Here is a 25,249-nt window from a genome sequence, read left to right on the forward strand (position 1 = left end):
CGTGCAATGACGGTTCTCGATGGCGATGTTCGCGCGCGCTGCTCACGAGTGGAGCGACTAACTGGCCCAGAGGCGGCCGACATCCGCGTTCACGCCGCCCTGATTCATCCGTTCCGCGACGTCGGCGAGGTCGTCGTCGAACAGATCGGCGTACGTGTCGAGAGTCATCGAGGCCGACTTGTGCCCCAGCATCCGCTGGACCGCCTTCACGTTGGCTCCGGATGAGATCGCAAGGCTGGCGGCCGTGTGGCGCAGATCATGGGGCGTCAGACGCTCGATGTCAGCAATGCTCAGGGCGGTCGTGAACCATGAGTTCATTCCTTGCTGGGTTTTCGCACGCCGCAGGTGCTTGCCCTCCAAGTCGGTGAAGACGAGATCGTGGGCTCGCTTGCCACTGCACAGTCGTTTGAGAGGCTGCTCGAGAAACGCAGGAAACGGCACGAGCCGACGTTCCCAGTTCTTGGGCGTACCGAGCACGATCTTGCCGTTGACCTCGACTGCCGCTCGCTGTACCTGGATGCGGTGCCTCGGAAAGATGATGTCGCTGACGTGCATTCCGATCGCCTCGCTCCATCGGACTCCGCAGTAGGCGAGAACAAGGATGAGGGTCTTGTGTGTGTCGTTGTTAGTCGCTTCGGCGAGGCGCACGACCTCGGCGTGTGTGAGGTAGCGACGCGGCTTCTGCGATTGCTTGGGAGGCAGATTCTGCGCGCCTCTGGCGACATTCCGGGGGATTCTGCCGTCGCGGACGGCCGTGTCGAGGATGCCGGCCAGCACGCCCAGCGCGCGATAGACGACGCTCGCGGATCGCGGATTGGCACCAGCCTTCTCACTTTTCGTGCGCTTCGTTGTCGCGGTGCCCTCGGACAGCTCGCGGATCCACTGCTCGACGTGGGACGCGCGGATGTCGCCGATACGGACGTCGCCCCAACGCGGCAGGACGTAGACCCGCCAGGAGGTATCCAACGAGCTGAACGATGACGCCTTGAGCGCGTGCTTCTTGTTCCGTAGCCAATCGACGCCAAGCGCCCCCACGGTGATGCGAGCTTCACCCGGGTCGGTGTACGAACCATTGGATCTCGAGACGGCGGTGTGTGCGCGATAGAGCTCGGCCTCCTTCTTGGTGCGAAAGCCCTTCTTCTCAACCTGCTTCTGCTGATCGTCGCGCCAACGCACGCGATAGCGTCTGCCGGATCCGATCTCGTAGGCAGTGATGCTTCCCATGGGTCACCTCGCGGCAAGGGTAGCCCGGACCGGATCGCCTTCGCCCGATGTGGTGACGCTTCGGGCGCGTCCTGTGGATAACTGTCGGCAACTGCACATAGGTGACGTTCTGCTTCGTCGGGCGGTCCGCACTCAACCTCCCTCGAGAGAAGTTCGTGCCTGGCGGCCATCGTGCTTCGGGCACTGATGGCGGACAACGAATACATCGAGCATGGAACCGTCCCATGGACGGATCGTCTTGCGCTACACGGAGCTCCACGCGGCTCTTTCCCGCTGTCAGACGTGTATGGTCACTGGATGCTGTATAGTCAGTCAATGCTGACCTTATCTTCGCGCGTCGATGTGATGAATCGGTTGGGCCGGGCGATGGCCGATCCCACCCGGTCGCGGATCCTGCTCTCGCTCCTTGACCAGCCCGGCTACCCGGCGCAGATGGCACGCGACCTCGATCTGACCCGGACGAATGTGTCCAACCATCTCTCCTGCCTGCGCGGCTGCGGCATTGTCGTTGCGACTCCGGAGGGGCGGCAGACCCGGTACGAGATCGCCGACCCGCACCTCACCCAAGCGATCGGCGCGCTTGTGCAGGTTGTGCTTGCGGTCGACGACGGTACGGGATGCGTGGATCCTGACTGTGCCCTCCCGTTGTGCTGCGGGGCGGGGGCCGTGGCGTGAGCGTCGCGACCGACCCGGTCCGTGTCGGCATCCTACGTCGGCGGATCCGTTGGATCGTGGGGTTCACGATCACCTACAACGTCATCGAGGGCATCATTGCGCTGATCGCCGGTGGAGCCGCCTCTTCCGCCGCGCTGATCGGATTCGGGCTCGATTCGTTCGTGGAAGTGCTCTCTGCGGCGGCCATCGCCTGGCAGTTCGCCGCCCCCGACCCCGAGACTCGCGAGAAGCCGGCGCTGCGAATCATCGCCGTGTCCTTCTTCGCCCTGGCTGCGTACGTGAGCGTCGATGCACTGCTGTCGCTGACCGGCCTTAGGGAGCCGGAGCACAGCCCGGTGGGGATCGCGTTGGCCGCGATCAGCCTGGTGATCATGCCTGTCGTGAGCTGGCTGGAGAGGCTCGCGGGGCGGGAACTCGGCTCGGCCTCAGCGGTGGCTGATTCGAAGCAAACCCTGATCTGTGCCTACCTGTCGGCGGCGCTCCTGGTCGGCCTGCTGCTGAACAGCCTGTTCGGCTGGGCGTGGGCGGACTCCTTTGCCGCCCTGTTCATCGCCGGGTTCGCCGTAAAGGAAGGACTCGAAGCGTGGCGCGGCGACGCCTGCACCGTCCCGATCGCCGCCCTCACTGGTGAACTCGAAATCGACGACCACCACCACGACCATGACGGTCACCACGAGCACGCGTAGCGTGGAATCGTGCGATTGACCTCCCTACGCAACACCGGCGTACAGGCCGCCCTTGCCGCGGCGCTGCTGTTCGGTGCGGGTACCCCGATCGCGAAGCTGCTGCTCGTCGACGTGAGCCCCTGGATGCTCGCCGGCCTGCTCTACCTCGGCTCCGGGATCGGCCTGGGTGTGTACCGGCTGATCCGCCGGGCACCCCGGGTGCGTTTGGAGCGCCGGAGCTGCTGCCTCTGGCCGGGGCGGTGTTTTTTGGCGGGGTGGTCGGCCCGGTGCTGTTGATGTTCGGACTGGTCGGGATGCCGGCATCCGGCGCGTCTCTTCTGCTGAACGCGGAGGGGGTAGCGACTGCGCTGCTGGCGTGGTTCGTGTTCAAGGAGAACTTCGACCGTCGCATCGCCCTCGGTATGGCCGCGATCGTCGCCGGGGCGGTCGTGCTCTCTTGGCCCGGCCAGGCCGACTTCGCCGGCATCCTCCCGTCAGTGGCGATCCTCGGCGCGTGCCTCGCCTGGGGGATCGACAACAACCTCACCCGGAAGGTCGCCCTTCACGACGCGACCTGGCTCGCCGCTGTCAAGGGACTCACCGCGGGACCGGTCAACCTCACACTCGCCTTCCTGCTCGGCGCATCACTTCCGCCGCTGCTGAACGTCGGGGCGGCGATGGTGACGGGGTTGTTCGCGTACGGGATCAGTTTGGTGCTGTTCATCGTCGCCCTCCGCCATATCGGCACCGCCCGCGCTGGCGCGTACTTCTCGATCGCCCCGTTCTTCGGCGCCGTCCTGGCGATCGCGATGGGGGATCCGATCACGATCCCGCTGATCATTGCCGGAGCGCTCATGGTGCTCGGGGTCTGGCTGCATCTGACCGAGCGGCACGAACACCCACACACCCACGAGCCCCTCGAGCACGACCACTGGCACACGCACCCCGACGAGCATCACGACCACGACCACGCCGAGCCGGTCTCAGCCGGCATCCGCCACCGGCATCCACACGCCCACGTTGAGCTCACCCACGCGCACGAGCATTACCCGGACAGCCACCACCGGCACTCGCACCCGACGACATAGCGTTTCGGTCGGGAGCAGGTCCGCGCGTTCGCCTGGCGAGTGGTCAGTCGGCCGTGCGTCGGTCGTTGTGCAGCCGTAGCGCGATCCATAGGCCGCAGCGCCGACACACGTATCCGGCGGTGCCGTTCAACGCGTGGACTCTGCGTCGGGGCAGAGTTCGCCCGCAGCAGGAACACTGGACCGCCGCGTCAGTGTCCATTGGCGGCGATCGCTTCGATGAGCTGTTCGGTCGTAGGGAGTCCAGCCAGCCCGGTGGGCGTCATATATACCCGGCAGGCGAGGTCCGCGGTGCGCCCGCCGCTGGGGAACAGGTCCTGGCCGTCGATCGTGATGGTGGGCGAACCCGCGAAGGGAACCCGGGCGGCGTCCTCGGACGTGCGGAGCAGTCGGTAGGCGATGGTCGTCTCACCGAACCCGGTCGCATCCAGGGCTTCGCGGAGGCGGTTCCCGGTTTCGCCCCAACTGGGGCAGTCCTCGATGTGGAGTACCTCGATGTTCATTCCCTCATCCTCCGCCAGCGCCTTGCAATGCCAAAGCGATCAGTTGCGATCAGCCAGATTACCCTAGGGGGGTATAGTATCGAGATATGAACGGGTACGCAGCGAATAAGGACGACCTCCTGAAGCGGCTGAGCCGCGCGGAGGGTCAGGTGCGTGGTATCGCGCGGATGGTCGAGAACGACAAGTACTGCATCGACATCCTCACGCAGGTCTCCGCCGCAACCAGCGCACTGGAGACGGTCGCCCTCTCCCTGCTGGCCGATCATCTGTCGCACTGCGTGGCGGAAGCGACCGCTGAGGGCGGCGCCGTCGCTGCGGAGAAGATCCGTGAAGCGAACGAGGCGATCGCCCGCCTGGTCCGTTCCTGACCACACCCCCCGACCGAGAGGACACCATCATGACCGCGAACGAGCGCACCGACCTGGGCCTGACCGATTCCGCCGCCGGATGCAGCTGCTGCTCCACCGCGTCCGCCACCGACACGCAGGTTGCCGTATCGACGACCACACAGGATGTTCTGGTGGACGGGATGACCTGCTCGCACTGCGTGATGAGCGTCACTGAGGAGATCACCGCGATCGACGGGGTCGAGAACGTATCGGTCGATCTGAACGCGGGCGGCTCCTCGCGTGTGACCATTCACAGCGCCGCACCGATCGATGCTGAACGCGTGCGCGCCGCGGTGGAGGAGGCCGGGTACGCCCTCGCCGGCAGCCCGTCATGAGCACCCTCGATGTGGAGCTCGAGATCTCCGGGATGACCTGCGCGTCATGCGCGACGCGGATCGAACGCAAGCTGAACAAGCTCCCCGGGGTTGAGGCGACGGTCAATTACGCGACCGAGAAAGCCCGTGTCCGCGCCGACGGTGTCGAGGCGGCGGAGCTGATCGCGGCGGTCGAATCCGCCGGGTATTCCGCGGCGGTACCGGCACCTGTCGCGCCCGAGCCGACATCGACCGACACTCCTGCGGAAGATCCCGAGCTGGTGTCGCTGCGTCGCCGGCTACTTATCAGCACCGCGTTGGCGGTACCGGTCGCGCTGATGTCGATGATCCCGCTGCTGCAGTTCACGTACTGGCAGTGGCTGGCCTTGACGCTGACCGCGCCGGTGGCGGTGTGGGGGGCGTGGCCGTTCCACCGTGCGGCGTTCGTGAACGCCCGCCACGGGGCGGCGACGATGGACACGCTGATCAGCGTCGGGGTGATCGCCGCGTTCGGCTGGTCGCTGTATGCGCTGTTCTTCGGCATGGCCGGGATGCCCGGGATGCACATGACCTTCACCCTGTTCGGCAGCCCCGAGGCGGGCAGCGGCGAGATCTACCTCGAAGTCGCCGCCCTGGTGACGGTGTTCATCCTCGCCGGCCGGTACGCGGAGGCCCGTGCCAAGAAGTCCTCCACCGAAGCGCTCCGCGCACTCCTGCACCTGGGCGCGAAGAATGCCACGCGCCTGGTCGGCGGCGTGGAACAACTGGTCCCCGTCTCCCAGCTGATCGTCGGCGACCGGGTGCTCGTGCGCCCCGGGGAGAAGATCCCCTCCGACGGCCTGGTGGTCGATGGGGCCTCCGCGATTGACGCGAGCATGCTCACCGGCGAATCCGTCCCGGTCGAGGTGACCACCGGGTCCCGCGTCGTCGGCGCGACCGTGAACGTCGGCGGACGACTGATCGTGGAGATCACCCGGATCGGCGCCGACACCGAACTGGCACGGATGCAACGGCTGATGGATGAAGCCCAGACCGGCAAAGCCAAGGTGCAACGCCTCGCCGACCGCGTCTCCGGGGTGTTCGTCCCGATCGTGATTGTCCTGGCGATCGTGGCGTTCGCAGGGTGGCTGCTGGTCGGCGGATCACTCGAGGTCGCGTTCACCGCCGCGGTCGCGACCCTGATCATCGCCTGCCCCTGCGCGCTCGGCCTTGCGACACCGACCGCGTTGCTGGTCGGCACCGGCCGCGGCTCGCAGCTGGGGATCCTGATCCGCGGACCGCAGGTGCTGGAACAGACCCGCCAGGTCGACACCATCGTGCTGGACAAGACCGGCACCATCACCCACGGCACCATGACCGTCACCACCGTCTCACCCGCCCCCGGCGTCACCGCCGAGGATCTCCTGACCACTGCGGCGGCGGCCGAGTGGGGCTCCGAGCACCCGGTCGCCCGCGCCATCGTGACCGCCGCCGGCGACACCCCGCCGCTGGCTGAAGCGTTCGCCTCCCATGCAGGGTTCGGTGTGCAGGCGATCGTCGACGGCGCGCTCGTGGTCGCCGGCCGGCCGCTGTGGGTTGAGGATCAGTGGAGCGTGCACCCTCCGATCACCCACCGCACAGAGGCAGAGGCTCTGGAAGCGGCCGGGGCCACGGTGATCGCGGTCGCCCGCGACGGCGAGTTCCTCGGCACCATCGCCGTCTCGGACACGGTCAAGCCGACCAGCGCCGAAGCGATCGCACGCTTCCGCGCCCTCGGCCTGTCGCCGGTTTTGCTCACTGGCGACAATGCCGGCGCCGCGCAGCACATCGCCGCCCAGGTCGGCATCGACGAGATCCGCGCCGGGGTCACCCCGGCCGGGAAGCTCGAGGTGATCCGTCAGCTGCAAGCCGCCGGCCGGGTCGTCGCCATGGTCGGCGACGGCGTCAACGACGCCGCAGCCCTGGCCGCAGCGGACCTCGGTGTCGCCATGGGCGGCGGCACGGACGCGGCGATCGCCGCCTCCGATGTCACGATCGCCTCCGGCGACCTGCTTGTCGTGGTCGACGCGATCCGGCTGTCCCGCCGCACCCTGGGCACCATCAAGGGCAACCTGTTCTGGGCGTTCGCGTACAACATCGCCGCGATCCCGATCGCAATGCTCGGCCTACTCAACCCGCTAGTTGCTGCGGCCGCCATGGCGCTGTCCTCCGTGTTCGTGGTCACCAACAGCCTCCGCCTGCGCAGCTTCCGCCCCCACCCCGCGCCCGCTGTTGCGGCGCCCGCGCCGGCCGACCGGACGGTGCAGCCGGCCTGAGCCGGTCTACCCTGGACACGAAGGAGGTGACATGTCGATGATCGCTCTGGCGCAGCGTCTGCGTCCCGGCCCGCGCGGGCTGGGTCGCTCGGTCCTGCTGCTCATCGCTGTCACTGCCGCGATCATCGTCGGGCTGCTCGCGATGCACTCCCTGAACAGTCACACCGAGACCGCCGCACCCGCAGCCGCGGCGCCGATGCACGAGCACGGCACCCCCAACCCAGGCGTTGTCGACCACGGCACCACCCAGCCAGCGACCGACGGGGACTGCGCGGATTGTGGCGGGCACGCCAGCATGCTGGCGATGGCTTGCGTCCTCGCGCTCCTGATCGTCTCGCTGCTGCTGTTCCTCCCGCGCGTGGGCATCTCCTGGGGGTCCGCGCTGCGCGCCGGCCCGGCCCTGACCGCCCGTGCCGCTGTCCTTACTCGACCACCGTCTCTTCTGGTTCTCTGCATCAGTCGTACCTGAGCAGCGCTGTCAGCCGACCCGTTTGCGGGTGGGCACAGCATTCGCGCGCCCGGGCACCGGCTCGTGCGCCTCATATACGACTGAGGAGATACCTGATGAACAACCGTGCCGCGGCAACTGCCACGATCACCCTGACCGCCCTGCTCGCCCTCGCCGGCTGCGCCAGCACCACCAGCAGTGGCGGGATGGACAACATGCCCGGAATGGGCTCATCGGCATCCGCATCCCCGGCCGCCGACGTGAACAACGCCGACATGCAGTTCACGATGATGATGATCCCGCACCACGAACAAGCCGTCGAGATGGCTGACATGATCCTCGCCAAGGACGGCATCGACGAACGCGTGATCACCCTCGCCGAGCAGATTAAGGCAGCCCAGGGCCCCGAGATTGAGCTGATGGAGTCCTGGCTCGACGAGTGGGGCACCCCGATGGGGGACATGGACGGCATGGACCACGGGGGGATGATGTCCGACACCGACATGCAAGCCCTCGAGGATGCCACCGGTGCCGAGGCCTCCCGCCTGTTCCTGGAGCAGATGATCGTCCACCACGAGGGTGCGATCGAGATGGCCCAAGACGAGGTCGATAACGGGCAGAACCCCGATGTGGTCACCCTTGCCGAGAACATCATCGCCTCCCAGACCACCGAGATCGCCACCATGGAGGACATCCTCGCGACCCTCTGACCGGCAGGGGCCGGCCGCACCCGACGGCCGGCCCGCTGTCTCCGGAGAACGCCACTATGACTACACACGCCCGTACCCTCGCCGCCGCCACCCTCGCCGCGACGCTTACCCTGACCGCCACTGCCTGCACGGCGTCCCCTGACAGCGATGCCTCGCCCGCCCTCATCCCGCATGTCCACGATGTCGCGTTCGATCTGGACGGGGCGCTGCTGGTCGGCGCGCACACCGGTGTCTATCTGGTCGACCTCACCAGCGATGAGGTCTCCCTCGTCGGTAAGACCACATTCGATGCGATGGGACTCACCGTTCAGGGGGATACGATCCTCGCGTCCGGTCACCCGGACCCGGCCAACCAGGACCACACGTTCACAGCCCCCAACGTGGGACTGGTGCGCTACAGCGAGGCCGGCTGGGAGCAGGTGTCGTTGGCAGGCGTCACCGACTTTCATATGCTCGCCGCCACCCCCGCCGCACCAGAGATCCTCCTCGGGCTCCCCTCGGACCGGCCCGTCCTGGCGGAGAGTACCGATGCCGGGCAGACCTGGGCGGATCTTGTCCCACTGACCGCCCGTGACATCAGCATCGACACCACTCAGGCCGACATCGTCACCGCCACCACCCCAGACGGGCTGATGGTCAGCCGCGACGGCGGCACCACCTTCTCGCCTGTGCCGAACGGCCCCGCCCTGCTGGTCATCACGGCCGATCCGACGGTGGAGGAAGGGATCATCGGCGTCGATACCGACGGCACTATCTGGACCGGGGCGACAACGCCCGACGCGGTGTGGAAGACCGCCGGGCACGCCACCGGCACCGCGTCCGCGATCGCCGTCAGCTGGGAGGGGATCGTCGCGATCGCCGACGACGGTGGAGTCCGCGTAACGTCCGATGCCGGGAACACCTGGCGAGTCGTCATCAGAACCGAGCCCACCTCATGAGCACGCCGCAGCGGCTTCACGGAGCAGGAGAACAGAAATGAACGGAACTACGCGCACCGTCGTCCTGGAAGTCGAGGGAGTCTCCTGGGCATCGTCGAAGTCGATCGTCGAATCGACGCTTCTCCGCCAGCCCGGGGTCACGGATGTCGAGGCGAACCCGGTCTCCCAGACCGCGAACGTCTCCTACGACCCGCAGCTCACCTCACAAGCACAGCTGCGGCAGTGGATCATCGACTGCGGCTACCACTGCGCCGGGCAGTCCGTCCCCGAGCACATCTGCGATCCCGCTCTCGACCCCGACCACGCACACGACGCAGGCGTGACGGTGGCGCCCACCCGACCTTCCACAGATGCGGACCCGGGTCACGGCGCCGACGCGGGCACGCCGATGCACGATCATGCGGTGGCCCCTGCTGAGCCTTCGGGGCACGATGCCCACAGCGGGCATGGGGAGGGGATGCCTGCTCGTACAAGCCAGGATGCGATGGGGCACGGCGGGAGCCATGCGGGGATGTCGATGGCGGCGATGACCCGCGATATGCGCAACCGGTTCATCGTCGCCGCTGTCCTGTCGCTGCCGATCATCCTGTGGTCACCGATCGGCCGCGAAGTGCTCGGCTTCACCGTTCCGGCACCATTCGGGCTTCGCGACGACTGGTTCTCGCTGATCCTCTCCCTTCCAGTGATCTTCTACTCCGCCTGGATCTTCTTCGACGGCGCCTGGCGTGCCCTTCGGGCTCGCACCCTGGACATGATGGTGCTGGTCGCCGTCGGGGTCGGCACCGGCTGGCTCTACAGCGTCGTGGTCACCCTCACCGGGGGCGGGGAAGTGTTCTACGAGGCCGCCACGGTGCTGGCCAGCTTCGTGCTGCTCGGCCACTGGGTGGAGATGCGCGCCCGCGGCGGCGCGAACGACGCCATCCGCACCCTCCTCGAGCTCGCCCCGCCCCGCGCGGTCGTCCTACGAAACGGGGAAGAGCTCGAGGTGCCCACCTCCGATGTCATCCCCGGGGACCTCATGCTGGTCCGGCCCGGCGCGAAGATCCCCACAGACGGGACCGTGGAGGAGGGCGCGTCGGAGATCGACGAATCCATGGTCACCGGCGAAAGCCTCCCAGTCGTCAAGACCGCCGGATCGACGGTGATCGGCGCCACCGTCAACACCACCGGCACCCTGCGGGTGCGGGCCACTAAGGTCGGTGCCGACACCGCGTTGGCCCAGATCGTCGCGCTCGTTCAGGAGGCGCAGAACTCCAAAGCCCCCGGGCAGCGGCTCGCGGATCGCGCAGCCTTCTGGCTGGTGCTGGTCGCCCTGATTGGCGGCACTGTCACTTTCCTGGTCTGGTGGCTGATCGGCGCCCCGGTGCCCACCGCGATCCTGTTCGCCATCACCGTGGTGGTGATCACTTGCCCCGACGCGCTGGGCCTGGCCACACCGACCGCAATCATGGTCGGCACCGGCCTCGGCGCCAAACGCGGCGTGCTGTTCAAGAACGCCGGAGCGATCGAGTCCGCCGCGCACATAGACACAGTCGTCCTGGACAAGACCGGCACCCTCACTAAGGGCGAACCCGAAGTGACCGACTACCTCCCCATCGGGATGAACGACATCGAACTGCTCTCCCTTGCCGCCGCCGCCGAGCGCGAGTCCGAGCACCCGCTCGCCAAAGCCGTCGTCGCCTACGCCGACGCCCGCAACATTCCCCGTCGCACAGCCAGCTCATTCCGCAACGTCACCGGCCTCGGTGCCGTTGCAACGGTCGATGGCCGCCGCGTGGTGATGGGCAACGCCCGACTAATGGCCGACGAAGGAATCGACATCAGCTCCATCGCCGCCGCCCAGAACGAACTCGCCGCCACCGGACGCACCGCCATCGCATTCGCCGTCGACGGCAAAGCCGCCGGCGTGATCGCCCTCGCCGACGCGCCACGCGAGACCGCCGCCGCAGCGATCACCGCACTGCACGAATCCGGCATCGAGGTGGTGATGCTCACCGGCGATAACGAACCCACGGCCAAACGCATTGCCGCGCTGCTGGGCATCGACACCGTCATCGCCGAAGTGCTCCCCGAGGACAAGTCCGCCAAGATCGCCGAACTGCAACGCTCAGGCAAGAAGGTCGCCATGGTGGGCGACGGCGTCAACGACGCCCCCGCACTCGCACAAGCCGCCCTCGGCATCGCGATCGGAGCCGGCACCGACGTCGCCATCGAAACCGCCGACGTCGTACTGATGCGCTCCGACCCGCTCGACGTGGCAACCGCGCTACGCATCGGCAAAGGCACCGTCCGCAAAATGCGCCAGAACCTCGGATGGGCCATCGGCTACAACGCCGTCGCACTACCCATCGCCGCAGGCGTGTTCTATCCGTCGCTGGGCATCATGCTCACACCCGAGATCGCCGCAATCACCATGTCCGGCTCGAGCGTCATCGTCGCCGTCAACGCACTCATGCTGAAGCGCCTCCGCCTCCCGGCCCCGGCCGCCCCGACGGAAAAACATTCCGGTCCGTCTCCCGTGCCCAGCGGCGACCGAGCGTGACGTACGCCTAGCCCAAGCTCGTGGCCAGCACGGCCGTGACCTCAACAAAGGAGAACGCCCATGTCAGAAAACGCCACCCATAGCGCAGCACTGGTGACCGACCCGGTCTGCGGCATGCAGATCGATCCCCAGATAGCCGTCACCACCCGCGAGCACGAAGGAACCACCTTCTACTTCTGCTCACACGGCTGCGCCGCCGCATTCGACGCCGACCCCCACCGCTACGGTCACCCCCACGCGGCACAGTGATCCCCTCACCGCCTGTGTCGCCCGTCCGCAATCGGGTCGCTCAGCGTTCGTTGTTCTTGACGGCCCAGAGCTCAGGTCTCGAGAGTGTGCGGCTTGATCACGCGCGATCCGGTCGGAATGCTGTCGTCGGCCATTACGCAGTCCTCGCGTGATGCCGCCAGTCTGACGACCGACTCGGACGTTCGACAAGGTGGTTGCGAGAGTCGGTGCCTCTTGGATCGTTGTCGTGGCGATCGCCCCCATCCCGCCAACGTTCGCTATCACTCTGGCGTTTGCCTTCCGGCTGCTCTTCGGGCTCAGGGAGGCTGTCTTCCTTCGCGCGGGCACGGCGGACAGTGACTCGGGATGCCGTCAGGCGTCGGGCGCGGTAGCCGCAGTCAGCACGATGAGCGGGCTGTGCGCGATCATGTCGTCGACATCGTCTCTGCGCCATCGGCGCGCCGCAGCCTCGATGAGCGGCCGTGCTTCGTGGGGATCGGGGATTATACGCGCCGTGGCTGGGACGTCGGCTTCGATGCCCTTCTTCAAATGCACAATGACGTTTGGGTCTGCGGTGATGTTGTGTATCCAGTCCCGTGTGCGGTCTCGACGCGGCATCCCGGTGATGAACAGCACGCCATCCTCATCGTGTAGGAAGATCTCGATGCGGCGCGGTAGCCCGCTACGGCGACCGGTCGTCGTCAGGTCGATGAGCTGGCTTCGGTGCAGGGCTTCGCGGACGTCGTTGTTCACACCTGTTGAAGCAATCTCGCTGCTGCAGACATTCCGAGCGATCGGTGAGACTTTCCGTGCGCAACGCTGATGGCAAAGCTTCGCAGGCAATAACCAAGTCTGTCGCCAGCGGGTCGGTCAACGCAGCGCCGAGTCGTGGTCCCAGCCGTAGGTAGCGTTCGGCGGCGCCAGAGTGGTCAATGTCCGCAAGACCCGTCTGCACTAGTAGTCGCGGTCAGGTGCGCTTTACGAGGCAAGCACGGCGCTCGAAATTGAAGGACGGCAATCGGCATTGAAGGACGGCAATCGGCGCGAAGAGACGCTTGCGACAACGCAACGCACTACGGCGCGCGACAGCGACACGGCGGAACACGAGCGAGCGAAGTAGGGAAAGAGCGACAGCGATGCACGCAGGCACCCGACCTGGTGGTTACCTCATCGGCAACCTAAACGTGCATCTCCCTGCACTCGCAAGCAAACCGTAAAAAGTCCTGGATAACGCGCAAAACCGGCCGTACGCTGACGGCATGCGAGGAGGCCTTGAGCGGTGGAAAAGGGGTGTCGAGTCCCGCGGGGTTCGACACGCGATCGCCTACGCGCTTGAGGGCACCTGTGATGCTCACCTCCCGCACTTGTCCGGTGCTGATGCGCTCGAAGCGTACGGTCTGGCATCTGACTCGACCGTCGCGCGATTCATCGTCGACCAGGGCCGCATCTCGGCCGACGAGCTCACCGCCAGCGGGCTTCGCGTCTGGCTGACCGGCCACGACCCCGTCAGCGGCGAGGAGCGCGGCCGGCAACGGCTGAGCGCCGACGCTGACCTCTTGCTCGACGGCACGCTCAATCACCCCAAGTCGTACAGCATCGCCGCGTTGCTGCATCCAGAACTCGCGGCCGAGTTCGAGGCGCTGCAGGACCGGCTGCGGGATCAGATCCTGCTCACCTGGCAGCGTGAGCTGAACGCGCGACGTGGGCACGGCGGACTCATCCGAGAGGACATCACCCGGATCGAGGTCGTCGAGCTGCAGCATCGTCGCTCCCGGGCGCTCGACCCGCACGCTCACCGTCACATGTGGTTGAACGTCAAGGTGCTGGGTGAGGACGGCAAGTGGTCGAACGTCGACTCGCGTGTCGCGATGAAGCTGCATACGGTGATCAACGCCGAAGGCGATCTCGCTGCCCGCACCGACCCCCGATGGATGGCCGCCCTCGCACGCTACGGGTTCACTCTCGACGGGGACGGGGAGGTGGCGCAGCTCGCGGGCGCGGTGCGGTCCTTCTCGCGTCGGTCGGCGCAGATCGAGCGGAACCGAGCGAGGTTGGTAGCGGAGTGGACGGCCGAGCACAATGGGGCGAGCCCCAGCGTCCGGGTCCTGACGCAGATCGACCGTCGCGCATGGGCGATGTCGCGCCCGAACAAGCCGGCCCACCTGGACGAGCAGTCCTGGGAATTGACCGTCCGCCACGAGCTGGCGGGTATCGATCCCGCACTCACCCGTTATCGGGCTCCGATCTCGACTACCGCAACGCCCCTCGACGCGCTGGACCTGGATCTGCTGTCGAATGCTGCGGTCGTTGATGCCGACGCGCGGTCCACCCGTTCCGGCGGCCGGTTCAACTCTTTCGATCTCCGCGCCGGCGCCATCCGCGCCCTATCCCACAGCGGAGTGATCGCGCCGCGCGACGCGATGACCACCACGATCGATGAGATCACCGACCGAGCGCATCGCAAGTCCGTGCGACTCGTGGGGGACGCGGGCATTCCCGGCCACGTGAAGGCGTTCATGGCGACGGACACGATGCGCCTGAAGATCCGTCTCGCGGGGCGCCTCGATGCTCTCGCCTCACCCGGCCGCTCACTCCTGCCGGCCGAGCTACGTCGTGCCGCTGCATCCGCGGAAGACATCGAAAACTTGGATGCCTCGCAGTTCGCAGCGGCGGGTGCGATCGCGGGGACGGGTGGGCTCGTGGCGGTCACCGGGCCGGCCGGCGCGGGCAAGACCACCATGCTGCGCGTCGCGCACGCTGGACTGATCGGACAACGGCGACGGATGCTGGTGGTCGCGCCGACCCGGAAAGCGGCATCGGTCGCCTCGCGCGAGGTCGGCGCCGCAGCCTCGAGCCTGCACGCTCTGCTCGCCGACCACGGATACCGCTGGCACGCCGATCCCGCCGGAGCCCAAGTATGGACTCGGCTGTCGCGCGGCGACGCGGATCCAGCGACAGGGATCGTGTATGACGGGCCTGCGAAGTTCGTCCTCCGGCAGGGCGATCGGATCGTCGTGGATGAGGCCGGCATGGTCGACCTCCAGACCGCGGCCGCGCTTGTCGATCTCGCCCTAGCGCACGGCGTCGGCGTGGCGATGGTAGGAGATCCTCATCAAGCGCTCCCGGCCGGGCATGCAGGAGCGATGGCAACCGCAGTGCGCTACGCGACAGCATCCGTCGAACTCGACACCGTCCACCGGTTCAGCGATCCCGAATACGCGGCGCTCACGCTGCGCCTGCGCAACCCCCGCGACCGCGACGAGGCCCTCAGCGTTGCGGGGGAGTTGCTTCGACGCGGGCACGTGCAACGTGTGGCCAGCACGGACGAAGCGCGCGAGGCGATGGTTGCGGCTTACTTCGATTGGCACGCGCGAGGCAAGCGAGTGGCGCTGGTTTCCGGTTCAAACGGAGAGGCGGATGCGATCAACGACGCCATCCAGCAACGACGCGTCGATGAAGGTGAGCTGGACCCCACGACGCTCGCGCTGGGGATGGGGGAGCAGTGCATCCTGGTCGGTGACACCGTGCAGACCCGCCGCAACGATCCGCGCACCGGTGTCGAGAACCGTGCGCAATGGATGGTGCGCAACATATCGGATGGGAGCATTGACCTCGCCTCGGTCAGTGACAGTGGTGAGATTCGCCGCGTGAGCCGCGACTACGCGCTCGACCATCTGCAACTTGCGTACGCGTCGACGGTGCACGGCATTCAAGGTGAGACGACGGATGCCGCGGTGGTTGGGCCTGATGTCGACGCGGCCGGCCTGTATGTAGGCCTGACGCGTGGGCGGCACCAGAACATCGCCGTCACGATCGCTCGGACCGACGAGGATGCGCTAAGCAACATCGGCGCTACGATGATGCGCGGAACGACCGAGCTGACGATCCAGGACGCGATGCGCGCGGCGGAGGCTGAGCTGCGGCGAGCGGCGCGCGAGCGGGCGCTGGAGGCGTCCGGGCCGTGGAACGTCCCGGGCTCTTCTGCCTCGCTCGGCGGACTGTCGCGCTGATTGCGTTGGGACTGCGGGCATCCGCTTTGCGACGTCGTCCTCCACTAGATCGCGCCCACCGCGAATCTCGCTGCGCTCAAGTCGTTGCTGACCAACTCGATGTGAGCGTCAGCACAGCAACACGCATGATGGCGAAAATGGAACAGGAGGGGCGCGCAACGGGTCTCATCTCGCGCGAGACCTACAACCGGATGCAGACGGAGCAGCAGAAGCTGACGTCGCCGCATCAGTTGGGCGACGCAGACCCGGCAGGACCTGCGATCGGACTACATTTCCGGCCGGTGCGTAGGCCGTCACCTACACTGGCCACAGCGCGTTGTCTGGTGCCGCGATGCGCGGTTCTCGGTACCGTGGGATTGCGACTTCCAGTCGCGTTATCGACGTTGAATCACACATCGGTCGAGCGGCCCACATTTCGCCCGCACTTGCTGAGAAGAGCCGCGAATTTCAATGCATATTCGTGTCGGCGCATGCGCCTGAGCGCTCCGGAATTCCGCGGTTTTTGCGGGTGAATGAGGGTTGTTCATATGCCTTTCGCCTCATTCGATTCCCCCCATCTCCACCAACCGCTGTCACCGAAGAGGGCCCGAGCTCCGCAGAATTCTGCGGAGCTCGGGCCCTCTTCGCGCTGACCGCTCCAACGTGCGCGGATCGACGCTCTGTCACTCGGCTGGATCGTCGCTGAAGCTGTTGCCCTCGAGCGCCTGCGAGGGTGAGCCCGAAATCGACGTCGTCACCGTACAGTGCGATCCCGAGCGCCTGGACCATCGGCGGCGGCGTGATCGCGTTCGCAAGCTTCGTGGACACCACGGCAATGGTCGTGTCGAGCTCGGGTGAGTGCATCGTCGCCGACTCGTAGCCGGCGAAGCTGCCCTCCGCGCCGTAGAGAAGCCTCCGGTCTCGACGAAGCCGAGCCCGTAGCGCCACTGCCCGGGGCCGTTGTAGTTGCCACCGAAGACGAACGGCATCATGTCGGTCGTCGCCTCCGCCCAAACCTCCGGAGTGAGCAGCGATCCGGTGGCCAGAGATTCGGCCCACACCCGCATGTCGGTCAGGGTCGACACCATGCCGCCGTGCGCCCAGAGACAGGATCCGGGGATGTCGGTCGCATCATCCGCGGCAGTCGGGGCCTGGGTCGGCCCCGTGGACCCGGTTCCGTAGCCGCGCGTCAACGGCGGGGTGAGGCCGCTCCCCGATGCCGGAAGCAGCGTTCGGTCGAGACCAAGGGGTGTCGCGATGCGTTCTTGCAGCGCGGTATTGAGGTCCTGGCCGGTGACGATTTCCACGACGCGACCGAGCAGGTTGTATCCGTAGTTGCTGTACGACCATCGTTCGCCGGGCGCCGCGACAGGCTCGAACAGCGCCTCGGCGGTGAGCAGCTCGTTCACAGTGCAACCCGACGGCACCTGCGCCTGCACAGTAGGGGACGTGAAGCCGTCGGCGAGACCGCTGGTGTGGTTCAACAACTGCCGGATGGTGATCTGGTCGCCGTTCGGGACGCCCGGCACCCAGGTGGAGATCGTGTCATCCAGACCGACGCTCCCTTCACCGACCAGCTGGAGCACGAGGTTCGCAGTGAAGGTCTTGGTCTGGCTGGCGATCTTGAACTGCATGTCCGGAGCCAGCGGCTCTCCGGTCGCCAGGTCGGCCACGCCGGTCGCGGTCACGTAAGGCAGGCGCGGGACCGACGAGCGACCGATGGTGCCCTCAGCGACGTTCCTCAAGGCCCTGGACGCGATCGCCCTCACGCTGCGCCGCCAGGACGTGAAGCTCGTCGTCTGCGGCGTGCCCGAAAGATTCCGCCAACTGGTTCGTCGCACCGGCCGACTGAGTCACCTCGGCGAAGACGACATCGTGGCCGCGACATCGAAGCTCCAAGAGGCGCTCGACCTTGCTTATGCGCATGCGGAGACGGTGCGGCTCGGAACGACTTCCGCGGATGATCCTCGCGTTGGGTGAAACGGCGTTCGAGAGCGTCAGCTCGCGGGCCGGAGGATCAGGTCGTCGATCGCGTCTTTGTCCACCGGCCGGCCGAGGAGGAAGCCCTGCGCTCGGTGGCATCCGACCGTCGAGACGAATTCGAGCTGCTCCGGCGTTTCGACGCCCTCGGCGACGACGCGCAATCCTCGGCGGCGGGCGACCTCGACAACGCCGGCGATGATGTCGCTCGCTTCGAGGTTGTTGCCGTCGAGGAGGGACCGGTCGAGTTTCACCTCGTCGACGGGCAGCCGGGCCAGCTGAGTCGACGACGCATGACCGACCCCGTAATCGTCGAGCGACACGACTCCGCCCATCTCGCGTATGTCGTCGAGCCGTGCCGTCACGGCCCCCACATCCAGCAGGGGATACGACTCGGTGATCTCGATCGTGAGCAGGGCCGGCGGGAAGGCGAATCGCCCCAGCATCGAGGTGACATCGAGAACGAAGCTGTCGGCCTCGAGCTGCACCGGTGAGGCGTTCACCGATACCGAGACGGGGTCCGTCGATCCCTGCCACCCGCTTGCCGCGTCCAAGGCCTGTTCGAGCATGAACCGGCCGATGGGGTGGATTGCGCCGGAGCGCTCGGCTATCGGGATGAACACATCCGGAGGCACGAGTCCGAGCGTCGGGTGCCGCCAACGGCAGAGCGCCTCAGCGCCGACGACGTCCCGGGAGCGGAGGTCGAACTGTGGCTGGAACACTGCGAACAGCTCCTCGCGCTCCAGCGCGCCATCGAGCGCGGCCGCCAGGTCGGCATCCGCTCGCGCTTCGTCTGAAGACGTCACGGTTCCCTCAGCGCTCCGCGTGCCACCGTCGACCGGCGATGATCGGTCGTGCGCTGGACGAGCTCTGGACGAGACATCTGCTTCTTTCATGAGCGTTGACTACGACGGTACGGGTGCGTGCGTTACGCCGAGGCCACGAGAGGGTTTCACCCGGTCCACAGTCCTGGAGCTGCGCGATGCGTTGACCGAGTATCCCGAACCTGCGGTCGGTTCGGGGTGTCTTGACAAGCGGACCTGACAGGTCTCCGCGGCACGACGGAGGCGCGACCGACGGTCTGGCGTTCGTCGGGGTGATGTGCGGGTCCCGCGACGGGTGTATCGTGCGGTCGTGCGCACCGGTGGGGACCGGAGGCACGGTCGAGGGGGACTGGGGGTTCGCCATGGTGACCAAGCTGCCGTCGTCCGGCGCGATGCCCGCGGGGCAGCATCCGGGCTGTGACACGTCGGGGCTCATCCTGGTGCACCGCATCTTCCGCTGGCTGTACACCCAGCTGCCCGAGCTGGTGCGCGAGGTGAAGCCCGGTGACCTGGAGCGCGCCGCGATCGTCGGGCGGTACGCGCACCTGGACTTCTATGCGCTCCACATGCATCACGAGACGGAGGACATCGCGCTCTGGGACCGGCTGACCTCGCGTGACCCGGGATGCGCCCTCCACGTCGATCAGATGCGGGCGCAGCACGCCGAGGTGGCGGCACAGCTCGCGCGTATAGAGCCCCAGCTGGCGCCGTGGACCGCCACCGCGGACCCGCGACTGGGTGACGCGTTCGCGACGGACATCGAGACCCTGCGCGACACCCTGCGAGCGCATCTGATGCAGGAGGAGGACGACATCCTGCCCGTCGCGGGAGCCGTCCTCTCACAGCAGGAATGGGACTGGATGGAGGAGCACACCCGCGAGCACCTGGCCGCGCACCGCAAGGAGCTGGGCAAGGACATCATGTCGCTGCAGGTCGGGCTGCTCATCGCGAGCGTCCCGGAAGAGGAGCGGGCTGACTGGATGCGCAAGAACATCCCCGCGCCGATCCGGCTGCTGTATGTCCTGTTGATGAAGCGGCAGTACGACCGGGCGATGAGGGAGCTGTACCCCGACCGGCCGGTCCCCGCGATGGTGTGACCGCTCATGCGTCGACGCATCTTCCTCGACGTGCCTCTGCCGTACCCGCCGGAGCGGGTCTTCCCCTACTTCGCCGACCCTGCGCGGTGGCCGGACTTCGCCCCGGCGGTGCAGTTCCGCCAGCGCATCGGTGAGGGGCCCGCACGGGTGGGGAGCCGATGGTGGGCGATCGACCGCATCCTCGGGCCGTTCACCGTCCGCTTCGCTGACGAACTCGAGGTCATCGAGCCGCCGCGACGGGTGATGTGGCACTCCACGGCGCCGTGGAACTCGCGAGTCGAGTACGTCTGCGTCGCCCACGGCGGCGGGACGCGCGTGCTCGCCGACTACGAGGGCGACGTCGCCGGGTGGCTGCGGCTCGTGGCTCTGCTGCCGACGTTCGTGCTCGCGCGCATCCTGATGCGGGACTTCCGCGGGCTCGAACGACTGCTCGCAGCCGAGACTGGGTCGATCCTCGCACTCGACGCCGGCGTTGCCCGTGGCTGACAGGCGTCTTCGACGGGTGCCGTCAGCCTGATCCCCTCGTGCGGCGGGGCGGTGCATGTCCAGCCCCGCCGCGGGTCTCGGCGCGCGTGGGAGGCTGACGGGGTGACCGGAAGGACAGTGATGAAGCAGCGCACTCTGGCAGGACGACAGGTCTCGGCGATCGGGCTGGGCGCTATGCCGCTGTCGATGAACAACGACAGGCAGTACCCCTCGTTCGAGGACGCCGTGGCGACGGTGCACGCCGCGCTGGACGCCGGCGTCACACTGATCGACACCGCCGACATCTATGCGCCGGCCTGGGATCAGATGGGCCACAACGAGCGCATCGTCGCGGAGGCGCTGCAGACCTGGGAGGGGGACCAGTCCGGCATCTTCGTCACGACGAAGGGCGGAATCACGCGCGCCGAGGGGGAGACGTGGGGCCGTGACGGGTCCCAGGAGTATCTGCGCTCCGCCGTCGAGAAGTCCCTCGAGAACCTCGGCGTCGACCAGATCGAGCTGTACCAGTATCACCGTCCCGATCGGTGGCGCGTGTACGGCGATGTCATGGTGTCGCTGGCGCAGCTGCAGCAAGAGGGCCTCATCCGCGCGGTCGGGATCTCGAACGCCAGTGTCGAGGAGATTCAGATCGCGCTGGACGTACTCGGCGAGGGCAACCTCGCGAGCGTGCAGAACGAGTTCTCGCCGAAACACCCTGGCAGCATCGGTGAACTGACGTTCTGCGGCGAGCACGGCATCGCCTTCCTCCCGTGGAGCCCGCTGGGGGGCACCGGCGGAGGGGCGCGGCGCGTGGGGGAGCGGTTCGCCGCCTTCGCCGAGGTCGGCGAAGCACACGGCGTCAGCCCCCAGCAGGTCGTACTGGCCTGGGAGCTCGCTCTCGGCGGGCACGTCATCCCCATCCCGGGCGCCCGGCGCGCGGCATCCATCACGGACTCCGCGAAGGCGGCCGATCTCGAGCTCACCGGCGGCGAGGTCACCCGCCTGTCCGAATCCGTGGGCATCTTCGGCGACTGAACGCGTCGACCGGACGCGGGGTTCACCCGGCGGAGGCGACCGACTCGACCGACGACACCGGGGCGACGGCCATCGAGGAGAGCGCCGCATAGGCCAGCGTCGGCCCCGGACGCTCGTGCTGCGCCGCCGCTTCGGTGCGCAGCGTCTCGCGACCCGGCCAAGCGGGATCGGCGAGCTCGACGATGGCCTCGGCCAGCTCGTCCACCGTCGCGGTGTTGGGCGCCAGCGCGCGACCCGCGCCGCTGCGCTCCACCGCAGCGGCGCCGGCGAACTGGTCGGTCGAGTACGGCAGCACCAGGAGGGGCACGCCGTTGCCCACCGCCTCGGTGACCGAATTGTTGCCGCCGTGCGTGACGGCGAGCGCAGCGGTGCCGAGCAGTCGCACCTGCGGGAGATACTCGCGGACCAGCCAGCCCTCCGGCAGCGCCCCGAGATCCGCGGCGGGGGTGGCGCCGGTCGCGACGGCAGCGCGGAGGCCGGCGCGTCTGACGGCCGCGGCGACCCGCGCCAGCACGTCGCCCCGGACGGAAAGGAAGCTGCCGAAGCTCACGTAGACGAACGGCGCGTCGTCGCGGAGGAACTCGTCCACGGCGTCATCGGGCCGTTCGTCGCGCCGCGTCGAGCCGAGGAAGACGTGCGGCGGCAGCATCCGTCCATCTCCCTCCGCCAGGAGTGCAGGGTAGTTGTAGAGGACCATGTCGCCGTGGAGCGCGAACGCATCGTCCACCGTCCGAGCGCTCGGATCGAGCTCGCGCGCGGCGGTGTTCCACTGCTGCGCGAAGCGATCGGACACCTCGAGACACAGCCGGCGCAACCCCGCCAGCGCGGTGGGGTCGGGATCGAAGGCCCGGGGCCACGCAGGCGGGTACCCGTACACCTCGCCCGGTGCCGGCAGCGCCGAAGGGTGGCCGAGCACGACGTCGCCGTAGTCGATGCCCGCGACGTGCAGCGCCAGCCTGGCGCTGAAGGCGAGGTGGTCGACGAGGACGACGTCAGGCTGGACCCGATCGACGACGGCGAGGGTGGCTCGCGCGCGCTCCTCCGGCCGCCACATCAGATCGGTGAGACGCTCGCGCGCCTGGTACGCCAGGGTCGGCACCATGCCTTGTCGCGTCGCGGCGAAGAAGCCTTCGAGCGATGCCGCCTCGGCGGCATCCTGCTCCCGGGTGCGCATGACGCCGGCGTTGGCCCCGCGGCCGAGCGGCAGATCGATGCGTTCGAGGCCGAACGCCGTCACGATGGGCTCGGTAGCGGAGCCGGTCGCGACCACCACGCGCTCGCCGGCCTCGCGCCAGGCCGTCGCGAGCGTGGCAAGGGGCAGAAGGTGCGAGGCGAAATCCGGGCTGATGACCAGAAGCGTCATGCGGGCAGCCTCGCCGACCGGGCGAACTCGGCCTCCTGCTCGACCACCGAGGAATAGATGGGTGCCAGGGTGGCGGCCATGGACTGGATCGTGAATCGCGTCACGACGACCTCCCGCGACCGCCGGGGCCGTTTCTCGTCGCCGTCCACGGCCCGGTCCAGTGCCGCCGCGACCGCATCGGCCAGCCGGCCGGTGTCCCACGTGGCGGTGAGGAAGCCGGTGTCGCCGTGGTCCACGTAGGTGGCCGGTCCGCCGCCGTCCGGGGCGACCACCACGAGGCCGGTTGCCATCGCCTCGAGGACGGCGAGACCGAACTCCTCCTTGATGCTCGGGCACACGTACGCACCGCCCGGGGCGGCGAGCCCCGGCACCCCGAACCTCGCCGCGGCCATCCACCGTGCGGCGATGTCGTTGGCGCGGTGACCCGCGAGGATCAGTCCTCGACGCGTCTGCTCGCCGGGCGGGACGACCTTCGCGATGAGGTCGATCTGCTCCTGCTCGTCGCGCGACGGCCGGTCGAGATCGCCCCCGATGACGAGGAGGTTCGCGCGGTCGGCGAGCGACGATCCGGCCCACGCGTCGACGAGTGTCGCCACCCCTTTCACGCGATGGAGGCGTCCCACGGTGATCAGCAGCGGAAGGTCGCGGCGATCGTGCGGAAGGCCCTCGAGCAGCGCGGCGAGGACGCCGAGCGGCGTGCCGGCAGCGGGGCGATCGGCCGCCTGCGCCGCAGCGCGGGCCTCCGCTACGGCGCAGTCGATCACGTCGAGGTCGACGCCCTCCGCGACCACGGTGTGCCGCTCGCTCCGCGCCGTCATGTCGATGCCGATGAGCTCGCGCATCTCCTCGACGAGGTGCGGGCGCGGGAAGAAGACGGTGTGCGAGGAGGACGCCGCAAGCGTCTGGACCAGGCGGGTCCGGAACCAGAAGTGATCGCGGAGGTCGCTCTGCCCGAAACCCTCTCGCGTCAGCGCGCCGGCGTCCTCCAGCGACCGGATGACGCTATGCGGGTCGGGGGCGACGGTGAAGACCGTGGGAATGCCGAGCTCCCGTGCCACGTCCGCGGCAGCCAGACTGCCCACGTCGGCCATCCGCAGATGGATCACGTCGACCCCGCCGGCGGCGCGAAGGATACGGCGGATGCCGCGACGCGCCGCCACCCGATACGGCCAGGCGACCGCGGACGCGACCGGCTCGGCGGCGAGCGGGACGTGGCCGTAGACGTGACCCGACGTCGTCCCGGCCACCTGGAGCAGGTCCTCGGCGCTGTGGCGGAGCGGTCCGCGCGACAGCGTCAGCACCCGCTCGATGGGACCGGCGCCGCTGACCAGGGCGTCGCCCAGGCGCACCAGCAGGGTGGCGACGCCGCCATTGTCACCGGCGCCGGCTGCCGACAGCGAGGGTTCGATGTCGGCGTGGAGGAACAGCTGTGCGACGGTGAGGCCTCGCGGAGCGCGGTGGGCGGCGGGGGGCGGGTCGAGGTCGATCAACGCCAGGCGGGCTGCGGCAGCCAGACGGCCTTCCCCGGCGACCAGCGCGCCCAGTTCTTCGTCGAGTCCCGCGCTGTCCAGGCGCTGACCGAGCGCTGCGATCGCGACCTCTCGGACCTGCTCGGACTCGGCCGAGTCCAGCGCCACCTCGCGGAGACGGCGTGTGGCGATGGGCTGGCGGATGAGACCGAGTGTCTCCACGAGGGCGGCACGGGATGAGGCATCCGTCATGCCGAGCAGCGCCGCCTCGATCGGAACCGCGAGCGTCTCGCCGGCCACGCCCGACCACTTCTCGATCGTGTGCTGCGCGAGCATCCCGGTGAAGCCGCCCGCCGCCACCATTCCCAGCAGCCGGGCGACCGCCTCCGCTCTCGGGAGGCTCTGGCCGAGGGCCCACGCCGCATGCTCGCGGATGAAGGCCCGGTGATCCGACAGCAGATCGACGAGCCGCCGCAGTGCCTCTTCGTCGTGCATCTCGGCAAGCGCGTGCACCGACGCGATCGCGGCGATGTCGTCGTTGCTCGCGATCGCCGCCAGCAGGACCCGCAGCGTGCGCACACTCGGGTCGCGGCCGGCTTCGAACGCCACGTCGTCGGCGGCGCGGAGTGCCTCGACGATCGTCGGTGCGTGGTGAACCTCATCCATCGCGGTCTGAACGCCCACGGTCAACCTCACTCACAACGCAGGGCGAGTCTGCGCTGTCGAAAGCGTAAGCCGCCGCCGATGGGGGAGGGCGCGCTTGACAAAGGTTCGTATCGGTGCTGGTCCGGCTCACCCGAACGCGTGTCGGCGAGGAGCGGGTGGCGGAGGAACCGGCTTCGCGGCGATGATCGCGTCGCGCGGGATGGTGACGATCCCCCGCTTGCCGTCGACGACGACGAACTGGGGGTCTGCGCGCAGGAGCTCGCCGAGCACGTCGGTGGCCTGTCCCGTCGGCAGGAGGTACCTCACGACGACGCGGCGGCCGGGCTCGGGGAGGCGGATCATGAGG

At 68.0% G+C, this 25,249-nt stretch carries 25 protein-coding genes; 17 read left to right on the forward strand and 8 right to left on the reverse strand.

The features are described 5' to 3' along the window. Positions 1 to 57: 57 nt before the first annotated feature. Entirely contained in the window at positions 58 to 1,224 is a 1,167-nt protein-coding gene (locus IR212_RS06340) for a tyrosine-type recombinase/integrase (RefSeq protein ID WP_194398090.1), read from the reverse strand. 315 nt (positions 1,225 to 1,539) lie between these two features. On the opposite strand from IR212_RS06340, the gene cmtR reads away from it, so the two are divergent. Genes cmtR through IR212_RS06355 form a run of 4 tightly spaced genes read left to right on the forward strand, consistent with a single transcriptional unit; the run spans position 1,540 to position 3,652 of the window. Beyond that, the gene (gene cmtR, locus IR212_RS06345) at positions 1,540 to 1,899 is read left to right on the forward strand and encodes a Cd(II)/Pb(II)-sensing metalloregulatory transcriptional regulator CmtR (protein WP_194398091.1); all 360 of its coding nucleotides are present in this window, start codon (positions 1,540 to 1,542) and stop codon (positions 1,897 to 1,899) included. Continuing rightward, on the forward strand, positions 1,896 to 2,585 hold the full coding sequence (locus tag IR212_RS06350; protein WP_194398092.1) for a cation efflux transmembrane domain-containing protein: 690 nt from the start codon (positions 1,896 to 1,898) through the stop codon (positions 2,583 to 2,585). Before cmtR ends, IR212_RS06350 begins: the two co-directional genes overlap by 4 nt. 9 nt (positions 2,586 to 2,594) lie before the next feature. Next, entirely contained in the window at positions 2,595 to 2,861 is a 267-nt protein-coding gene (locus IR212_RS17230; RefSeq protein WP_273542113.1) for a hypothetical protein, read from the forward strand. Beyond that, the gene (locus tag IR212_RS06355; protein WP_273542114.1) at positions 2,861 to 3,652 is read left to right on the forward strand and encodes a DMT family transporter; all 792 of its coding nucleotides are present in this window, start codon (positions 2,861 to 2,863) and stop codon (positions 3,650 to 3,652) included. Before IR212_RS17230 ends, IR212_RS06355 begins: the two co-directional genes overlap by 1 nt. Before the next feature lie 188 nt (positions 3,653 to 3,840). Here the strand turns inward: IR212_RS06355 and IR212_RS06360 are convergent, their stop codons facing one another. Then, positions 3,841 to 4,152: an alkaline phosphatase family protein gene (locus tag IR212_RS06360; RefSeq protein WP_194398093.1), complete on the reverse strand. Its 312-nt coding sequence runs from the start codon at positions 4,150 to 4,152 to the stop codon at positions 3,841 to 3,843. 86 nt (positions 4,153 to 4,238) lie between these two features. Between IR212_RS06360 and IR212_RS06365 the strand changes: the two genes are divergently transcribed. From IR212_RS06365 to IR212_RS06400, 8 genes are all read left to right on the forward strand, one after another. After that, the gene (locus IR212_RS06365) at positions 4,239 to 4,520 is read left to right on the forward strand and encodes a metal-sensitive transcriptional regulator (RefSeq protein WP_194398094.1); all 282 of its coding nucleotides are present in this window, start codon (positions 4,239 to 4,241) and stop codon (positions 4,518 to 4,520) included. A 29-nt stretch (positions 4,521 to 4,549) separates the two neighbouring features. Further along, complete coding sequence (locus IR212_RS06370; protein ID WP_194398095.1) at positions 4,550 to 4,876, forward strand: heavy-metal-associated domain-containing protein; 327 nt, start codon at positions 4,550 to 4,552, stop codon at positions 4,874 to 4,876. Further along, on the forward strand, positions 4,873 to 7,149 hold the full coding sequence (locus IR212_RS06375; RefSeq protein ID WP_194398096.1) for a heavy metal translocating P-type ATPase: 2,277 nt from the start codon (positions 4,873 to 4,875) through the stop codon (positions 7,147 to 7,149). The genes IR212_RS06370 and IR212_RS06375 overlap by 4 nt, the downstream gene beginning before the upstream one ends. Positions 7,150 to 7,180: 31 nt before the next feature. Beyond that, positions 7,181 to 7,618, forward strand: coding sequence for a DUF6153 family protein (locus tag IR212_RS06380; RefSeq protein WP_194398097.1), 438 nt, complete (start codon positions 7,181 to 7,183; stop codon positions 7,616 to 7,618). A 95-nt stretch (positions 7,619 to 7,713) separates the two neighbouring features. Beyond that, positions 7,714 to 8,307, forward strand: coding sequence for a DUF305 domain-containing protein (locus IR212_RS06385; protein ID WP_194398098.1), 594 nt, complete (start codon positions 7,714 to 7,716; stop codon positions 8,305 to 8,307). A 56-nt stretch (positions 8,308 to 8,363) separates the two neighbouring features. After that, positions 8,364 to 9,245: a WD40/YVTN/BNR-like repeat-containing protein gene (locus tag IR212_RS06390; protein WP_194398099.1), complete on the forward strand. Its 882-nt coding sequence runs from the start codon at positions 8,364 to 8,366 to the stop codon at positions 9,243 to 9,245. Between the two features lie 37 nt (positions 9,246 to 9,282). Next, positions 9,283 to 11,787, forward strand: a complete 2,505-nt coding sequence (locus IR212_RS06395) for a heavy metal translocating P-type ATPase (RefSeq protein WP_194398100.1) — start codon at positions 9,283 to 9,285, stop codon at positions 11,785 to 11,787. Positions 11,788 to 11,847: 60 nt separating this feature from the next. After that, entirely contained in the window at positions 11,848 to 12,036 is a 189-nt protein-coding gene (locus tag IR212_RS06400) for a YHS domain-containing protein (RefSeq protein WP_194398101.1), read from the forward strand. A gap of 351 nt (positions 12,037 to 12,387) precedes the next feature. Here IR212_RS06400 and IR212_RS06405 read toward each other — a convergent pair whose 3' ends face one another. After that, the gene (locus tag IR212_RS06405; RefSeq protein WP_194398102.1) at positions 12,388 to 12,768 is read right to left on the reverse strand and encodes a nitroreductase family deazaflavin-dependent oxidoreductase; all 381 of its coding nucleotides are present in this window, start codon (positions 12,766 to 12,768) and stop codon (positions 12,388 to 12,390) included. A 611-nt stretch (positions 12,769 to 13,379) separates the two neighbouring features. On the opposite strand from IR212_RS06405, the gene IR212_RS06410 reads away from it, so the two are divergent. After that, a complete protein-coding gene (locus IR212_RS06410) occupies positions 13,380 to 16,025 on the forward strand; it encodes an AAA family ATPase (RefSeq protein WP_228479514.1) in 2,646 nt (881 codons plus the stop codon). Between the two features lie 662 nt (positions 16,026 to 16,687). Here IR212_RS06410 and IR212_RS06415 read toward each other — a convergent pair. Continuing rightward, positions 16,688 to 17,692 carry a serine hydrolase domain-containing protein gene (locus IR212_RS06415; protein WP_194398104.1) on the reverse strand — a complete coding sequence of 335 codons (1,005 nt, stop codon included), beginning with the start codon at positions 17,690 to 17,692 and terminating at the stop codon, positions 16,688 to 16,690. Positions 17,693 to 17,723: 31 nt separating this feature from the next. On the opposite strand from IR212_RS06415, the gene IR212_RS06420 reads away from it, so the two are divergent. Next, the gene (locus tag IR212_RS06420) at positions 17,724 to 17,984 is read left to right on the forward strand and encodes an STAS domain-containing protein (protein WP_194398105.1); all 261 of its coding nucleotides are present in this window, start codon (positions 17,724 to 17,726) and stop codon (positions 17,982 to 17,984) included. A 17-nt stretch (positions 17,985 to 18,001) separates the two neighbouring features. On the opposite strand, the gene IR212_RS06425 is transcribed toward IR212_RS06420, so the two are convergent. After that, positions 18,002 to 18,790, reverse strand: a complete 789-nt coding sequence (locus IR212_RS06425) for an EAL domain-containing protein (RefSeq protein ID WP_194398106.1) — start codon at positions 18,788 to 18,790, stop codon at positions 18,002 to 18,004. A 380-nt stretch (positions 18,791 to 19,170) separates the two neighbouring features. Here IR212_RS06425 and IR212_RS06430 point away from each other — a divergent pair, with 380 nt between their 5' ends. The 3 genes from IR212_RS06430 (at position 19,171) to IR212_RS06440 (ending at position 21,405) form a co-directional block, all read left to right on the forward strand. Then, positions 19,171 to 19,905, forward strand: coding sequence for a hemerythrin domain-containing protein (locus IR212_RS06430; protein WP_194398107.1), 735 nt, complete (start codon positions 19,171 to 19,173; stop codon positions 19,903 to 19,905). Between the two features lie 6 nt (positions 19,906 to 19,911). Continuing rightward, a complete protein-coding gene (locus IR212_RS06435) occupies positions 19,912 to 20,391 on the forward strand; it encodes an SRPBCC family protein (protein ID WP_194398108.1) in 480 nt (159 codons plus the stop codon). Between the two features lie 120 nt (positions 20,392 to 20,511). Then, a complete protein-coding gene (locus tag IR212_RS06440) occupies positions 20,512 to 21,405 on the forward strand; it encodes an aldo/keto reductase (protein ID WP_194398109.1) in 894 nt (297 codons plus the stop codon). A 22-nt stretch (positions 21,406 to 21,427) separates the two neighbouring features. Here the strand turns inward: IR212_RS06440 and IR212_RS06445 are convergent, their stop codons facing one another. The 3 genes from IR212_RS06445 to IR212_RS06455 all read right to left on the reverse strand — a co-directional run bounded on the left by IR212_RS06445 (position 21,428) and on the right by IR212_RS06455 (position 25,245). Next, on the reverse strand, positions 21,428 to 22,768 hold the full coding sequence (locus IR212_RS06445) for a glycosyltransferase (protein ID WP_194398110.1): 1,341 nt from the start codon (positions 22,766 to 22,768) through the stop codon (positions 21,428 to 21,430). Next, positions 22,765 to 24,921: a glycosyltransferase gene (locus IR212_RS06450; protein WP_194398111.1), complete on the reverse strand. Its 2,157-nt coding sequence runs from the start codon at positions 24,919 to 24,921 to the stop codon at positions 22,765 to 22,767. The genes IR212_RS06445 and IR212_RS06450 overlap by 4 nt, the downstream gene beginning before the upstream one ends. A gap of 108 nt (positions 24,922 to 25,029) precedes the next feature. Beyond that, positions 25,030 to 25,245 carry a putative acetyltransferase gene (locus tag IR212_RS06455; RefSeq protein ID WP_194398112.1) on the reverse strand — a complete coding sequence of 72 codons (216 nt, stop codon included), beginning with the start codon at positions 25,243 to 25,245 and terminating at the stop codon, positions 25,030 to 25,032. Between the last annotated feature and the right edge of the window lie 4 nt (positions 25,246 to 25,249).

The sequence above is a fragment of the Microbacterium atlanticum genome, assembly GCF_015277815.1.
GTDB lineage: Bacteria > Actinomycetota > Actinomycetes > Actinomycetales > Microbacteriaceae > Microbacterium > Microbacterium atlanticum.

Excerpts from the sequence above, each read along its gene's own strand:
- IR212_RS06340 (WP_194398090.1), bottom strand. The coding sequence starts at position 1,224 with ATGGGAAGCATCACTGCCTACGAGATCGGATCCGGCAGACGCTATCGC.
- cmtR (WP_194398091.1), top strand. The coding sequence starts at position 1,540 with ATGCTGACCTTATCTTCGCGCGTCGATGTGATGAATCGGTTGGGCCGG.
- IR212_RS06355 (WP_273542114.1), top strand. The coding sequence starts at position 2,861 with ATGTTCGGACTGGTCGGGATGCCGGCATCCGGCGCGTCTCTTCTGCTG.
- IR212_RS06360 (WP_194398093.1), bottom strand. The coding sequence starts at position 4,152 with ATGAACATCGAGGTACTCCACATCGAGGACTGCCCCAGTTGGGGCGAA.
- IR212_RS06365 (WP_194398094.1), top strand. The coding sequence starts at position 4,239 with ATGAACGGGTACGCAGCGAATAAGGACGACCTCCTGAAGCGGCTGAGC.
- IR212_RS06370 (WP_194398095.1), top strand. The coding sequence starts at position 4,550 with ATGACCGCGAACGAGCGCACCGACCTGGGCCTGACCGATTCCGCCGCC.
- IR212_RS06375 (WP_194398096.1), top strand. The coding sequence starts at position 4,873 with ATGAGCACCCTCGATGTGGAGCTCGAGATCTCCGGGATGACCTGCGCG.
- IR212_RS06380 (WP_194398097.1), top strand. The coding sequence starts at position 7,181 with ATGTCGATGATCGCTCTGGCGCAGCGTCTGCGTCCCGGCCCGCGCGGG.
- IR212_RS06385 (WP_194398098.1), top strand. The coding sequence starts at position 7,714 with ATGAACAACCGTGCCGCGGCAACTGCCACGATCACCCTGACCGCCCTG.
- IR212_RS06390 (WP_194398099.1), top strand. The coding sequence starts at position 8,364 with ATGACTACACACGCCCGTACCCTCGCCGCCGCCACCCTCGCCGCGACG.
- IR212_RS06395 (WP_194398100.1), top strand. The coding sequence starts at position 9,283 with ATGAACGGAACTACGCGCACCGTCGTCCTGGAAGTCGAGGGAGTCTCC.
- IR212_RS06400 (WP_194398101.1), top strand. The coding sequence starts at position 11,848 with ATGTCAGAAAACGCCACCCATAGCGCAGCACTGGTGACCGACCCGGTC.
- IR212_RS06420 (WP_194398105.1), top strand. The coding sequence starts at position 17,724 with ATGGTGCCCTCAGCGACGTTCCTCAAGGCCCTGGACGCGATCGCCCTC.
- IR212_RS06430 (WP_194398107.1), top strand. The coding sequence starts at position 19,171 with ATGGTGACCAAGCTGCCGTCGTCCGGCGCGATGCCCGCGGGGCAGCAT.
- IR212_RS06435 (WP_194398108.1), top strand. The coding sequence starts at position 19,912 with ATGCGTCGACGCATCTTCCTCGACGTGCCTCTGCCGTACCCGCCGGAG.
- IR212_RS06440 (WP_194398109.1), top strand. The coding sequence starts at position 20,512 with ATGAAGCAGCGCACTCTGGCAGGACGACAGGTCTCGGCGATCGGGCTG.
- IR212_RS06445 (WP_194398110.1), bottom strand. The coding sequence starts at position 22,768 with ATGACGCTTCTGGTCATCAGCCCGGATTTCGCCTCGCACCTTCTGCCC.
- IR212_RS06455 (WP_194398112.1), bottom strand. The coding sequence starts at position 25,245 with ATGATCCGCCTCCCCGAGCCCGGCCGCCGCGTCGTCGTGAGGTACCTC.